The following is a 14722-nucleotide window of genomic DNA, read 5'->3' on the forward strand; positions in this document are numbered from 1 at the left end:
GAGAGGAACACCATGACTACGACGACACAGAGCGCGCCTGCGGCCCCACCCCGCAAGGTCCGCCGCTACAGCAGCACCGACCGGGTGGTACTGACCCTGATGCTCGGTGCCCCGGCGCTGGTGGTGCTGGCCTTCATCTGGGGGCCGGCGCTGGGCTCGGTGTTCCTCTCCTTCACCCGGTGGAACGGGGTGACGGCCATGGAACCCGTCGGGTTCCAGAACTACCAGCAACTGGCCACCATCTACCCGCCTTTCTGGCCGGCCATGTGGCATAACGTGATCTGGTTGCTGGTCCTGGCCCTGGTGGCCACCCCACTGGGATTGTTCCTGGCCGTGCTGCTGGACAAGAACATCAAGGGAACCCGCGTCTACCAGAGCATCTTCTACCTTCCGGTGGTGCTCTCCCTGGCCCTGGTCGGCTTCATCTGGACCCTGCTCTACTCGCAGGACCAGGGGCTGATCAACCAGCTCACCGGTGCCAACGTGAACTGGCTGGGCAACTCGGACATCAACCTCTGGGCCGTGCTCGTGGCGGCCAGCTGGCGCCATGTCGGCTACATCATGATCCTCTACCTGGCCGGACTGAAGGGGGTCGACGTCTCGATCAAGGAGGCGGCGGCGATCGATGGAGCCAACCAGCGACAGGCCTTCTTCCAGGTCGTCTTCCCGACCCTGAAGCCCATCAACGTGATCGTCCTGGTGGTGACGGTCATCGAAGGGCTGCGAGCCTTCGACATCGTCTACATCATCAACAAGGGAACCAACGGGCTGGAACTGCTCTCGGTGCTGATCACCAACAACATCATCGGCGAGGCCAGCCGGATCGGCTTCGGTTCGGCGATCGCCGTCGTCCTGCTGGTCATCTCGCTGGTGTTCATCATCACGTACCTGGTTCAGACCTTCAAGAAGGAGGGGGCCCGATGAGTGCCGCCACCACGACCCCCGACGAATCCCATCCGGACCGCACCGGCACATCCTCCGCCACCGTGGTGACGCAGGAAGAGCCGCCCCGGGGCCGCCATGGAACCGGGCGCAGGAGCAGCACCTCGGCCCCCTCCGCCGCACCAGGGCGGAAGAACAAGGCCCCGTTGCGCCCCGGACGGGTCATCCTCCATGTGGGCCTCATCGTCTGGGCGGTCCTGTGGCTGGCCCCGCTGGCCTGGGCCGTCTACACCTCCCTGCGTCCCTATTCGGAGACGGCGGAGAAGGGCTACGTGTCCCTGCCGGACACGCTGAACTTCAACAACTACGTCACCGCCTGGACGCAGGCCGACCTGCCGCACTATTTCCTGAACTCGCTCTACATCGCCGTCCCGGCGGTCATCATCGTGTTGTTCATGTCCTCGATGGCCGCCTTCGTCCTGGCCCGCTTCAGCTTCAAGTTGAACCTGTTCATGCTGATGTTCTTCACCGCCGCGAACCTGTTGCCCCAGCAGGTCATCATCACCCCGCTGTACCGGATGTTCCTGTCCCTGGACATCTACAACACCCAGTTCGGGGTCGTGCTGATCAATGTGGCCTTCCAAATGGGTTTCTGCGTCTTCGTGCTCAGCAACTTCATGAAGGCACTGCCCGACGAACTCGGAGAAGCCGCCCAGGTCGACGGGGCAGGGGTCTGGCGGCAGTTCTACCAGATCGTCCTGCCGCTGACCCGCCCGGCACTGGCGGCCCTGGCCACCCTCGAGTTCGCCTGGATCTACAACGACTTCTTCTGGGCACTGGTCCTGCTCCGCGATGGCGACGCCATGCCGGTGACCAGTGCGTTGAACAACCTCAAGGGAGCGTTCTTCACCGACAACAACCTCGTGGCCGCCGGTGCGGTCATGATCGCCCTGCCGACAGTGATCTTGTTCATGATCCTGCAGAAGCACTTCGTCGCCGGGCTGACCCTCGGCAGCAGCAAGTAGGAGGAACCCCGTGACCGACCAGCAGGCATTGCCGTACCACCTCGACCCCTCACCCGGAGCCGGCCTGTTGCCGGCGCGGGCCCATCTCTGCTCGGACCGGCCCGAAGCCAGCCTGAACGGGGACTGGGGGTTCAGGTATTCGCCCTCGGTGGCCGCCGCCCACCAGGATCCCGCCGCGCAGGAGGCCTTGTTCCCCGACGCGGTGGCCGTTCCCGGGCACTGGGTGTTGGATGCGGCCAACGGGCCGCTGGTGACCGGGCAGATCAACCGCTTCGGCAGCCCCTGGTACACCAACGTGGACTACCCGTTCCCGCTGGACCCGCCCCATGTCCCCGACGAGAACGGCACCGGCGACTACCTGCGCGAGTTCACGCTCGAGGAACTGGGCTTCGATTCCGGGGTCCTGGATTCCCTGGGCCGGGTGATCCTGCGGTTCGAAGGGGTCGAATCGACGTTCAAGGCCTGGCTCAACGGCACCGAACTCGGCCATGCCTCCGGCAGCCGGCTCACCCACGAATTCGATGTCACCTCCTCGGTGCACCACGGAACCGGGACCAACCGGCTGGTCGTGCGGGTGCACGCCTTCTCCGCCGCCAGCTATCTCGAGGACCAGGACCAGTGGTGGTTGCCGGGCATCTTCCGCGACGTCACCCTGATCGGTGAACCCGCCGCGGGGATCCGTGATGTCCACGTCGTCGCCGATTACGACGCCGGTGCCGGGCATCTGGCACTGGAAGCGACGGCCCCGGCGGGGTCCTTCCCGCTGCGGTTCTCACTGCCGGAACTGGGGATCGAGCAGACGATCGAGGCCCCCACCGATGGGACGTCCACGGCCATGCTCGACGTCCCCGTCGGCCGGGTCCACGGCTGGACCGCCGAGACCCCGCGGCTCTACACCGCCACCCTGGCCTCCCCGGGGGAAACCGTCACGCTGCGGCTGGGATTCCGGCGGGTCGACATCGCCGAAGGGGTGCTGCGCGTCAATGGCGCACCCATCCGCTTCCGCGGGGTGAACCGGCACGAATTCCATCCGGTCACCGGCCGGGCGATCACCACCGAATTCACCCGCAGCGAGCTGGAAACGATGAAGCGGCACAACATCAACGCCATCCGCACCAGCCACTACCCGCCCAACCACCACCTGCTGGACCTCGCCGACGAGCTCGGGTTCTGGCTCATCGACGAATGCGATCTGGAGACCCACGGCTTCGTCGCCACCGGCTGGGAATCCAACCCCTCCGACGACCCGATCTGGCTGCCGGCCTACCTGGATAGGATCGAACGCACCTGGCGCCGCGACGCGAACCACGCCTGTGTGGTGATGTTCTCGCTGGGCAACGAATCGGGCACCGGGGCCAACCTGGCCGCCATGGCCGACTGGCTGCGCCGCCACGACCCCACGCGCCCCATCCACTACGAGGGCGACCACGAGGCCCGCTACACCGACGTCTACTCCCGCATGTATGCCACCCCGACCGAATCGGAGTCGCTGCTGGCCGGGAACCCCGTCCCCTCGGTCAGTGCCGAAGGCTCCGGGCGCATCGGGACCCAGCCCTACATCCTGTGCGAGTACGTGCACGCCATGGGCAACGGACCCGGGGGGATGAGCGACTACGAGGCCCTCTTCGACGCCTACCCCCGGGCCGCGGGCGGCTTCGTCTGGGAGTACAAGGACCACGGCATCCTCGCCTCCACCCCCGATGGCCAGCCGGTCCACGCCTATGGCGGGGACTTCGCGGAACCGATCCACGATTCCAACTTCGTCCTGGACGGACTCGTCTTCGCCGATGGCACCCCGAGCCCCGGACTGACCGAATATGCCAAGGTCATCGAACCCGTCAGGATCACCGTCGGGGAGGAGCTGCGGATCGAGAACCGGCAGGACTTCGCGGACACCTCCGACTACCTCTTCCGTTGGCGGCTCGACGCCGCCGACCCGGCCCCCGACGGGTCCGGCACACCGTTGGCCGAAGGGGTCCTGGACGTGGCGCCTACGGCGCCCCGGTCCACGGCCACCGTGCCCGTCCCCGTGGTGGCGGGCCGGCATCCCGGCGCGCTGCTGGGTGTCTCCGTGCAGCTGGCCGACCCGACCTGGTGGGCGCCGGCCGGCCACGAGGTCGCCTGGGGGCAGGGACGCCTCGCCGGAACGCCGGCCCTTGCCGAAGCCCCCGGGCAGGCCGGGCAGCACGCGCAGGATGCCGGGCAACCCTGGGAACTGGCCTCCTTCGACGAGGCCGGAATGCTGGCCTCCCTCGCCGACCTGGAACTGGCCGGGCCCGAACTACTGGCCTACAGGGCCCCCATCGACAACGACGAAGGCACCATCGAACCCAGCCGCGGCATGCGCCCCGGCGGACCCGATACGGCAGGGAACAACGCCCAGGCCCCGGAGGACTTCGACTGGGAGGCCTACGCCGGGCTGGCCCCGGGCCCCGTCATCGCCGTGGCGGAACACTGGCGGACCGCCGGATTGCACCGGCTGCAACGCCGGACCCTGTCCATGCGGGCCACGGCCCGGGAACTGTCCAGCGTCTACCGCTATGGCGCCCCGGCCCGGCCCGAGGGCTTCGACGTCGATCTGCACTTCAGCGCCACCGGAACGACCCTGCGCCTCCGGGCGAAGATGCAGGCCCTGCAGGACTACGGATTCCCGCTGGCCCAGCTCGGCCTCGGATTCACCCTGCCGGCCGCGGCGCTCACCGACGACTGCACCGCCCGATTCACCGGGGCCGGACCGGGCGAGAGCTACGCCGACTCCCGCTCGGCCCAACGCTTCGGCACCCACCGGTTGCCGGTGGGGCAACTGCGCACCGGCTACCCGCGCCCGCAGGCCAACGGCCGCCGCGGCGACCTGCGGTCCCTGGACCTGGACCTGGTGGACGGCAGGACCCTTCGGCTGACCATCCTGGAGGGCCCGGCCGATACCGGATTCACGCTCAGCCCCTGGAGCCAGCAGGAACTGGCCGGGGCCAGCCATCCCACCGAACTGCCCGAATCCACCCACTGGCATCTGGGGATCGACGCCGGCCAGCACGGGCTGGGCAGCCGCTCCTGCGGCATCGACGTCGCCGACGCGGAGGCCTTCACGGCCCGTCGTGCCGAGCTGCTCCTGGAACTGGCCGTGCTCCCGGAACGCGGTGGGACCCCATGAGCCTGCACCGTCTCAGCGGGGACGGGGTCGCCTTGCTCCTGCAGACCGCCGGCGATCCCGCCGTCGTGCACTTCGGCGCCGACCCGGGGGCCCTGCCCGGACGGGAATCGACCGGCCCGGTGCTGCATTCGAACTACGACCACCCGCTGAGCATGCCGTTGTGGCCGCAGGCCAGTGCCGGCTGGGCGGGCACCCCGTTGCTCGAGGGCGGACGCGGCGGACGGGACACCTCCGTGCGCTTCACCGATCCCGAGGTGCGCCGCGGGGACAGCCAGCTCGTCCTCACCGCCACCGATGCCGAGGCCGGACTGGAACTGGAAACCACCGTGGAATTGCTGCCCGGCGGACTACTGCGGCTGCGCCACGCCCTGACCAATACGGGCGATGCGGGCTATGAGGTCAGGGCGCTGAACACGATGCTCCCCGTCGGACAGCAGGCCACCGAACTACTGGATACCGCAGGACGCTGGTCCCGCGAACGATCCGAACAACGCCTGCCCTTCGTCACCGGAACCCATGCCCGGACCGGACGACGGGGTCGGACCGGGCACGACGCCCCGTTGCTCCTGGCCGCCGGAACCCCCGGCTTCGCCCACCGCCGCGGCGAACTCTGGGCGGCCCACCTGGGCTGGAGCGGAAACAGCACGGTCTTCGCCGAACGCACCGCCGACCCGTCCCGCGCCCTGGGGGCCGGGGAACTGCCGGGGACCGGGGAGATCGTCCTGGAGACCGGGCAGAGCCATACCGGTCCGTGGGTCTACTTCGCCTATTCGCCGGCAGGACTGGACGGGGTCGCCTCCCGTTTCCATACCTACCTGCGCTCCCGCCCGGGCCATCCGCGCCGGGCCCGGCCCGTGGTGCTCAACACCTGGGAAGCCGTCTATTTCCGGCATGACCTCGACGAGCTCGTCTCGTTGGCCCATGCGGCAGCCGAGGCCGGGGTGGAACGATTCGTGCTCGACGACGGATGGTTCGGCTCCCGCCGTGACGACACCTCGGGACTGGGGGACTGGCAGGTCTCCGGGCAGGTCTGGCCGGAGGGGCTGGTCCCGTTGATCAGCCGGGTCAACGAGTTGGGCATGGAATTCGGTCTCTGGGTCGAACCCGAAATGGCCAACCCCGATTCGGCACTGGCCACCGACCACCCCGACTGGCTGTGCCGGGCCCGGGGAGACCGGTTGGCCCCGACCTGGCGGAACCAGCACGTCGTGGACCTGACCGTGCCCGAGGCCTACACCCACCTCTTCACCGCCCTGGATGCGGTGTTGACGGATGCCGCGCAGGCCGGGGCACCGATCTCGTTCCTGAAATGGGACCAGAACCGGGATCTGACCGATCTGGCCTCGGCCGGCCGGCCTTCGCAGCACGGGCAGACGCTGGCCGCCTACGCCCTGATGGACCAGCTGAAGGCCGCCCATCCCGGATTGGAAATCGAATCCTGTTCCTCCGGCGGGGCCCGGGTGGACCTCGGGGTGCTCGAACACGCCGACCGGGTCTGGGCCTCGGACTCCAACGACGCCCTGGAACGCCAACACATCCAGGAACTGACCCAACGCGTGCTGGCCCCCGAACTGGTCGGACAGCATATCGGCCCGGCCACGTCCCATACCTCGGGGCGCACCCACGCGTTGGCCTTCCGCGGGATCACCGCCCTCTTCGGCCACTTCGGGCTCGAATGGGATATCCGCGAAGCCCGCGGGGCCGACCGGGCGACCCTGCACCAGCTGGTCGGGTTGTATAAGAAGCACCGCGGACTGCTGCATTCCGGTATCCAGGTCCGGGCCGACCTGGGGGACGCGGCATTCAGCCTCTACGGAACCGTCGCCGCCGACGGCGGCGAAGCACTGTATGCCTTCGCGCTGCTGCGTTCCTCCGAAGGCGCCGGCCCGGGAGTCATCGCCCTGCCGGGCCTGCAGGAGGAGAAGACCTACCGGGTCAGGGCCATCGTGCCCGGTCGCGAACCGGGAACCTTCATCCACCGGGAACCGCCCGCGTGGCTGGAAGACGGCTTCACCGCCACGGGCAGTTATCTGTCCACCGTGGGATTGGCCCTGCCCGCACTGAACCCCGAGCGGGCCATCCTGCTCCATGCCGAAGCACTGGAGGCTTTGTGAGTACCATGAACAGCCCCACCGAAACCGCAGGAGCCGATGCCCTCCGCCAGCCCGTCCGGGCCCGGATGGCCGATGGCCGTGAACTGCTGTATTTCTTCGACCACCCCGGCCAGCATGAGGACTTCGTCCCCCCGGCGGACCTGCGGGAACTGCCGGAGCGGCCCAGCCCCGCCCGGCTACGCCGTGACCCATTGACCGGTGAATGGGTGTCCTTTGCCGCCCACCGGCAGGGCAGGACGCATCTGCCACCGGCCGACGAATGCCCGCTGTGTCCCTCGGGGCCCGAGCGGTCCACCGAAGTCGCCGCCGCACAGTACGACGTCGTCGTGTTCGAGAACCGCTTCCCCTCCTTCGGGCCGGGGCAACAGGAGCAGCAGCGCTCCGAGGCGATGGGGGAGACCTACCCGGCCGAGGGCCGCTGCGAGGTCATTGCCTTCGGCGCCGACCACGGGGATTCCTTCGCCGACCTGGATGTCCCACGGGCCCGGACCGTCGTGGACGCCTGGGCCCAGCGCACCGCGGAGCTCTCCGCCCTGCCCGGCGTCGAGCAGGTCTTCGCCTTCGAGAACCGGGGGGCGCAGATCGGGGTGACCCTGCACCACCCGCATGGGCAGATCTACTCCTACCCCTACGTCACCCCGCGCACCCTGACCCAACTGGACCAGGCCCAACGCCACCGCGAGGAAACCGGACGCAACCTCATGCAGGACGTCCTGGACTTCGAGGTGGCCGCAGGAACCCGGATCGTGGAGAGGACCGAATACTTCACCGTGTTCGTTCCCTTCGCCGCCCGGATGCCCGTGGAGGTCCATGTGGTCCCGAACCGGCACGTCGCCGATCTGGCGGGGCTCACGGCCCGGGAACGCTCCGACCTGGCCGATGTCTACCTGCGCCTGCTCCGCGGCGTCGACGCCCTCTATGCGACTCCGACCCCGTATATCGCCGCCTGGTTCCAGGCCCCCGTCCGGCACCCCGCGGCCGGGGAACTGCGCCTGCACCTGCAATTGACTTCCCCGCGGCGGGCCGAGGAAAAACTCAAATACCTGGCAGGATCGGAAGCCGCGATGGGGGCCTTCATCGCCGACGTCACCCCCGAAACCACCGCCGCACGCCTACGGGCCGCCCTCGCAACGCCGACCGGAGCCAGCGCATGAAGCCCGGGGAGAAGGACGCCGCATCCCTGGAGCAGCTCTCGGCCGGCTTCGCCACCCTCTTCGGTGGCCGGCCCGATGGCATCTGGGCGGCACCGGGCCGGGTGAACCTGATGGGCGAACACACCGACTACAACGAAGGGTTCGTTCTGCCCTTCGCCTTGCGGAACAGTGCCCGGGTCGCGGTGGCCCTACGGCCCTCGGGGCCGGCCCGGTTGCGGGTGGCCTCGCTGCAGGGGGCGGATCCTGCGGGAACCGGCCAGACGGCCCTCGCCGGGGAAATCGCCGAGGTGGACCTGGACCGGCTCGAGCCCGCCGACGTCGTCCCCTGGGCCAGATACCTGGCAGGGGTCATCTGGGCCCTCCAACAGCGCGGGCACCACGTGCCGGGGGTGGATGTCCTGCTGGACTCCGACGTCCCCTCGGGCGCCGGTTTGTCCTCCTCGGCGGCCATCGAATGCGCGGTGGCCCTGGCCCTGGATGAGCTCCTGGACGCCGGCATCGACCGGGAGGAACTGGTGCTGGTCTGCCAACAGGCGGAAAACGACTTCGTCGGGGCCCCCACCGGGATCCTGGACCAGTCCGCGTCCCTGCTGGGCACCGCGGGCCATGCGTTGTTCCTGGACTGCCGTAGCCGTCTCTCCCGGCAGGTGCCGCTGGATCTGGCCGCCGAATCCCTGGTGCTTCTGGTGATCGATACCAAGGTCGTCCACGCGCATGAATCCGGCGGGTACAAGGACCTCGTGGCAGCCTGCGCCCGCGGTGCCGCCGGGCTGGGGGTCCCGGCACTGCGTGATGTGGGTCTCGAGCGGCTTGTCGAGGCCGCGGAGGTCCTGGACGCCGCGACCTTCGCCCGGGTGCGCCATATCGTGACCGAGAACCAGCGGGTCCTGGACACGGTGGCGGCGTTGGAGACCGGGGGCCCGCGCACCATCGGCCCGTTCCTGGATGCCAGCCATGCCTCGATGCGCGATGACTTCGGCATCTCCTGCGTCGAACTCGATGCCGCCGTGGAGGCGGCACAGCAGGCCGGGGCGTTCGGGGCCCGGATGACCGGGGGAGGCTTCGGGGGGTCGGCGATCGCCCTGGTCGACGTCGCCGCGGCGGAGGCCGTGGGGACCGCCGTTCGGGAACGCTTCGCCGCCGAGGGATACCGGCCCCCGGATATCTTCGCCGTCCAGCCCGGGGCCGGGGCCCGGAGGCGGACCACCCAGGCATGAGGAAGGCCCCGGCTTTCGGGGGGGAGAAAGCCGGGGCCGGATTCATCACTCGCACCTGATGAGGTGTTTAAAACACTAGGGGCCGAACCTAGCTGCCCGCTGTGTGTGGGTGGGGGTTGGCTGCGAACCCCTCGGTTCCGGTCATGGCCGCAGCCCAGGGGGGCTGGGGCGGACATGATGAAGGCCCCAGTCCGGGCAGGACTGGGGCCTTGTGTTTCATCACTCGCACCTGATGAGGTACTTATGACTCTAGGGGCCGAAGCTTTGAGTTGGCTGTACGCCGGGTGGGCATTGCCCCGGGATCGGTGCGGGGCCGCCGGGGCGCTACTCCTCCTCCACGGCCGCGGGCTCGTATTCGTTGACGGCCTCGGGGTCGCGTCCGGTCCAGATCTTCACGATCGCCCAGCCGACGGCGGTCAGCGGGACGGAGAGCACGGCGCCGACGACACCGCTGAGCACGGTGCCCACGGTCAGGGCCAGCAGGATGACCAGTGCGTGCAGGTGCAGGGCCTGGCCCATGACGACCGGTTGCAGGAAGTTGCTCTCGAGCTGGTTGACCAGGATCACCACGCCCAAAACGATCAGGGCCACGACGGGACCGTTCGCGACCAGGGCCACGAGGGTCGCCAGGATCCCGGCGAAGGTGGCCCCGACCAGCGGGATGAAGGCGGTGATGAAGACGATGGCGGCCAGGGGCAGGGCCAGGGGGACCTGCAGGATCCACAAGGCGATGCCGATACCTGCGGCATCGACGAAGGCTACGGTGGCGGTCCCGCGGATGTAGCCACCCAGGGTGTGGATGGTCCGGTAGCCGCTGGCACGCCATTGGGCGTCGTGGCTGCGCGGGATCCAGGACAGGAAGAAGGCCCAGATCTTGTCGCCGTCCTTCAGGAAGAAGAACAGGATGACCAGCAGCAGCAACAGGCCGGTGAAGAAGCTCCCGGCCGCAGACAGGCCCGACAGGGCGCCGGCGCCGAACTGCTTGCTGGTCAGGAAATCGGTGACGACGTGGACACCTTCATCGATCTGCTTCTGGCCGATCTGGATGGGCAGGTCCTTGACCATGTCCTGGAGTTGTCCGAACCCCTGGACGGCCTGGTCGACCAGGCCCGACCATTCGGCGCGGACAGCGAAGACGATCGCCGTCCCGACGCCCCCCAGGATCACGAAGGAGCCCAGAAAGACCGTCCAGGCGGCCAACATCGCGGAGACATGGCGCCGCATCAGCAGCACCAGCGGCCAGAGGGCACTGGTGAGGATCAGGGCGATCAGTAGCGGTAGCACGACGACGCTGACCTGTGCCAGCCCGACAACGGCGACACCGGCCAGGACAAGCACCAGCAGGACCTGGGCGGCCCGGGTCGCGGTGCGGCCCAAGGCGTTGGACCACAGCAATGCCACCCGGTCCGTGGGGGCCACGCGGGGATCCGCGGCTCCCAGCGAATCGATCTGGGCGTGGCGTGCGCCGGGACTGACGGGTAGCGCCGGGGCATTGCTGCGCCTGGAGCGGCGACGGAATAAACGAAGACTCATCGGATGACCTCTGGATTCATGCCACCACTCTAGGCGAGCAACCGGGCGCTGACCTGCTAATCGGCGATGTAGAACAGACGTTTGTTCACGAATTCATCCATTCCCAGCGGGCCCAGTTCGCGGCCGTAGCCCGAACGCTTGACCCCGCCGAACGGTAGATCAGCGTCCTCGCCGATGCCGTTGACGTTGGCCATGCCGACCTGCAACCGCTGGGCGAGCTTGCGGGCCCGCTCCTCGTCGGTGCTGAAGACCGCGCCGCCCAGACCGTATTGGGTGTCGTTGGCCAGGCGGATGGCCTCCTCGTCGGAGGAGACCTTGTAGACGACCGCGACGGGGCCGAAGAGTTCCTCGCGGTAGGCCCGCATGTCCTCGGTGACGCCGGTCAGCACGGCGGGGGAGTAGTAGCAGGACGGGCCGTCATGGAGGGTTCCGCCGGCATGCAGGGTGGCGCCCTGGGCGACGGCGTCCTGCACCTGCTCGTGCACCGCCTCGGCGGCGGCGCGGGAGGACAGCGGGCCGAACGTGCCCGCCTCCTCGGCGGCCGGGTCCCCGGGGACCAGCCCGTGGGCCTGCGCGGTGAGACCCGCCACGAAATCGTCGTAGATGTCCTCCATGACGATCATGCGCTTATTGGAGTTGCAGGCCTGTCCGGTGTTTTCGACCCGGGTGTCCCAGGCCAGTTTGGCGGCGGCCGCCACGTCCGCGGAATCCAACACCACGTAGGGGTCCGAACCCCCGAGTTCAAGTACTGCCTTCTTCAGGTTCTTGCCGGCCAGCTGCCCGATGATCGCCCCGGCCCGCTCGGAACCGGTCAGCGAGACCCCCTGGATGCGCGGGTCGGCGATGACATCGGCAATCTGGTCATGCGTGGCGAACAGGTTCACGTAGGCGCCCGCCGGGACCCCGGCGTCGTCCATGATCTGTTTGATGGCCAAGGCCGAGCGGGGGCAGGTCTCGGCGTGCTTGAGCACGATCGTGTTGCCCAGCATCAGGTTCGGCGCGACGAAGCGGGCGACCTGGTAGTACGGGAAGTTCCACGGCATGATCCCCAGGAGCGGGCCGACCGGCAACCGCTGGACCATGGCGCGGCCCCCGCCGATGGCCTTGATCTCCTGATCGGCGGCCAGGGTGGGGCCTTCGGTGGCGAAGTAGTTGAAGATGTCGGTGCAGAACTCGGCCTCGTCCTTGGACTCCGAGAACGGCTTGCCCATCTCCAGGGTGATCGTGGAGGCGAGCTCATCGGCCCGTTCGGTGAACAGTTCGGCGACGCGCTTGACGATGACGGCCCGGTCGGCGATGGGCAGGGCGCCCCAGGAATCGTAGGCGGCCTGGGCGGCGTCCACGGCCTCGCGGACCTGGGCGTCGGTTGCGGTTTCGAAGGTCTCGACGACCTCACCGGTGGCGGGGTTCTGCACGCGGTAGCCGGACGGGTTGGACTGCTGGGCGGTGGTGGTCACTGCCGGTCTCCTCTTCGTTGAAACTCACGGCGCCCTGGGCGGAGGCCGCACGGATCCATCATGTCCCGGATCCCCGGCTTTGTGAATCGAGTCACTGCATCTGCACATTTTGGCGGCCCTGCTTCAGTGCAAGGGCCCGGGGCCGCGGGGGTGCGGGGCTGGACGCTGGAGGAGCTTCCGGAGCCGGAGAAGCTGCCGCCGCTGCCGCCGGAGCCGGTCCCCGCTCAGGGCGGCGACGGCCGGTGCCGCTGCGGCGAGGTGCCCGCCGAGGCGGGGTCGTTGGGGGAGCGGCTCCTGGGCGCGGTGTCCACCGGCTGCACCTGCCTAGGACTGGGAGAAGCGGCGCCAGATGTCCACGCTGTCGGCTCCGCTGGTGATTCCATCGATCAGTTCCAGTTCCTCCGGGGTGAAGGAGGTGTTTTCCACGGCCGAAAGGTTCTCGTCAAGCTGCCGGGTCGAGGAGGCCCCGATGAGCACGGAGGTCACCCCGCCCTCGCGCAGCAGCCAGGCGATGGCCATCTGGGGCAGGGTCTGGCCTCGTTGCTCGGCCAGCCGGGCCAGTTCGCGGACCGTGGACAGGTTCTCCTCGGTGAGTCCGGCCAGCGAGGACCTGCCTCCGGCGGGGACCGCGTTCTTGTCGTCCAGGTATTTCCCGGTCAGCAGGCCCTGGGCCAAGGGGGTGAAGGCGATCGAGCCCATGCCCAGTTCCTCCAGGGTGTCCAGCAACCCGTCCTCGACCCAGCGGTTGAGCATCGAGTAAGAGGGCTGGTGGATGACCAGCGGGGTGCCGAGTTCACGGGCCGCGGCCTTCGCGGCGGCGGTCCGCTCCGGTGAGTAGGAGGAGATGCCGACGTAGAGGGCCTTGCCCTGGCGGACCAGCTGGTCCAGTGCGCCGATGGTTTCCTCGATGGGCGTGTTCGGATCGGGTCGGTGCGAGTAGAAGATGTCGACGTAATCCAGGCCCAGACGCTGCAGGGATTCATCGGCGGAGGCCCGGAGGTACTTGGCCGAGGCCCAGTTCCCGTACGGGCCCGGCCACATGTCGTAACCGGCCTTCGAGGAGATGATCATCTCGTTGCGGTAGGGGCGGAAATCGGTACGCATCATGCGTCCGAAGTTCTCTTCGGCGGAACCGGCGGGCGGGCCGTAGTTGTTCGCCAGGTCGAAATGGGTGATCCCGTGGTCGAAGGCGTGGCGCAGGATCTCCCGCTGGGTGCCGAAGGTCCTGTTGTCCCCGAAGTTCCACCACAGGCCCAGGCTCAACGGGGGCAGCAGCAGGCCGGAGTTGCCGACCCTGCGGTACTGGAGGTCGTCGTAGCGCTCGAGGGCGGCGACGTAGGGATCGTGGGTTTCCGGGGTGCGGGGGGTGTGGACGTCATCAGCCATGGGGTGCTCCTGGGGACGGGAAGACAAGGTCAGCCCCATGCTACGCGGTGCCCGGGGAACTACCCCTCAGTGATCGATACCAGGCGGTGTCCCTTAGCCGGCGAAGGGCAGCGCCCCCGCGAGGACCCCGACCATGAAGGCAGGCAGGGGAACCCATGACCACCAGTTGGTGGGAAAGCCGGGGTGTGGGGTGTCGGCAGCAGGGCGTGGTGGTGGCGCCAGGAACAGGCAGATCAGACCGAAGATCACCAACAAGACGGTCGTCACCGCCGCGCCGGCCAGCGTGTTTCCGAGGAAGACTCCTTCGGGTAGCGCCTCGGTGGCAGCCGCTTCGCGGAAGGCCTCGAGGACGGAAGTGGTACGTGAGGTGCTTGGCAGCCAGCAGATGACAAAGAAGGCGATTGAAACCACCGCAGCGGCAATGGTCGCGAACCGTGCCCCGGGACCGACGACCTTGCGTGCATCGGGGCGCATGAGTCGAAGCCACCCGAGGTAGGCGAGGATTGGAACGACGGTGAAAAGGAGTATTCCCGCGCCGAAGCGGATCAGCTGGATGATGGACAGGGTGCCTGTTTCGGCCGTTTCCGCCCCGGTGACGTCCCCGGCGATGGCCAGGACGGGAGCCCGGAACGCCGCGAACCACAACAGTGCCACTGCGGAGCCCACCAACGCGGCGATGAGCCGGTTGCGGACCAGGGAAAGATAGGGGTTTCTCATGGCCATGTCGTGGTGATCGTTCCTCGGGCTGGGCGAAGGCTGCGTCATCAGTCTAAGCGGCCCTGCCCGGGGCCAACGGGGAGGTA

10 protein-coding genes are annotated in these 14722 nt (G+C 68.4%); 6 read left to right on the top strand and 4 right to left on the bottom strand.

Translation table 11 applies throughout. The features are described 5' to 3' along the window. Positions 1-12 precede the first annotated feature (12 nt). Genes ACT3UE_RS12175 through galK form a run of 6 tightly spaced genes read left to right on the top strand, consistent with a single transcriptional unit; the run spans position 13 to position 9543 of the window. A complete protein-coding gene (locus ACT3UE_RS12175) occupies positions 13-924 on the top strand; it encodes a carbohydrate ABC transporter permease (RefSeq protein ID WP_444566798.1) in 912 nt (303 codons plus the stop codon). After that, positions 921-1907, top strand: coding sequence for a carbohydrate ABC transporter permease (locus tag ACT3UE_RS12180; protein WP_444566799.1), 987 nt, complete (start codon positions 921-923; stop codon positions 1905-1907). Before ACT3UE_RS12175 ends, ACT3UE_RS12180 begins: the two co-directional genes overlap by 4 nt. A gap of 10 nt (positions 1908-1917) precedes the next feature. Beyond that, positions 1918-5058, top strand: coding sequence for a glycoside hydrolase family 2 TIM barrel-domain containing protein (locus ACT3UE_RS12185; RefSeq protein ID WP_444566800.1), 3141 nt, complete (start codon positions 1918-1920; stop codon positions 5056-5058). Next, positions 5055-7172, top strand: a complete 2118-nt coding sequence (locus tag ACT3UE_RS12190; protein ID WP_444553775.1) for an alpha-galactosidase — start codon at positions 5055-5057, stop codon at positions 7170-7172. Before ACT3UE_RS12185 ends, ACT3UE_RS12190 begins: the two co-directional genes overlap by 4 nt. Positions 7173-7177: 5 nt before the next feature. After that, positions 7178-8326, top strand: coding sequence for a galactose-1-phosphate uridylyltransferase (galT, locus tag ACT3UE_RS12195; protein WP_444553916.1), 1149 nt, complete (start codon positions 7178-7180; stop codon positions 8324-8326). Beyond that, complete coding sequence (gene galK / locus ACT3UE_RS12200) at positions 8323-9543, top strand: galactokinase (RefSeq protein ID WP_444553774.1); 1221 nt, start codon at positions 8323-8325, stop codon at positions 9541-9543. The genes galT and galK overlap by 4 nt, the downstream gene beginning before the upstream one ends. A 324-nt stretch (positions 9544-9867) precedes the next feature. Here galK and ACT3UE_RS12205 read toward each other — a convergent pair whose 3' ends face one another. The 4 genes from ACT3UE_RS12205 to ACT3UE_RS12220 all read right to left on the bottom strand — a co-directional run bounded on the left by ACT3UE_RS12205 (position 9868) and on the right by ACT3UE_RS12220 (position 14642). Then, positions 9868-11076 carry an AI-2E family transporter gene (locus ACT3UE_RS12205; RefSeq protein WP_444553773.1) on the bottom strand — a complete coding sequence of 403 codons (1209 nt, stop codon included), beginning with the start codon at positions 11074-11076 and terminating at the stop codon, positions 9868-9870. A gap of 56 nt (positions 11077-11132) precedes the next feature. After that, complete coding sequence (locus ACT3UE_RS12210) at positions 11133-12533, bottom strand: NAD-dependent succinate-semialdehyde dehydrogenase (RefSeq protein ID WP_444553772.1); 1401 nt, start codon at positions 12531-12533, stop codon at positions 11133-11135. 324 nt (positions 12534-12857) lie between these two features. Beyond that, positions 12858-13919: an aldo/keto reductase gene (locus ACT3UE_RS12215; RefSeq protein ID WP_444566801.1), complete on the bottom strand. Its 1062-nt coding sequence runs from the start codon at positions 13917-13919 to the stop codon at positions 12858-12860. Between the two features lie 93 nt (positions 13920-14012). Further along, on the bottom strand, positions 14013-14642 hold the full coding sequence (locus ACT3UE_RS12220; RefSeq protein ID WP_444555594.1) for a hypothetical protein: 630 nt from the start codon (positions 14640-14642) through the stop codon (positions 14013-14015). Positions 14643-14722 lie beyond the last annotated feature (80 nt).

This window comes from Arthrobacter sp. 179 (assembly GCF_052379645.1).
Lineage (GTDB): Bacteria > Actinomycetota > Actinomycetes > Actinomycetales > Micrococcaceae > Arthrobacter_H.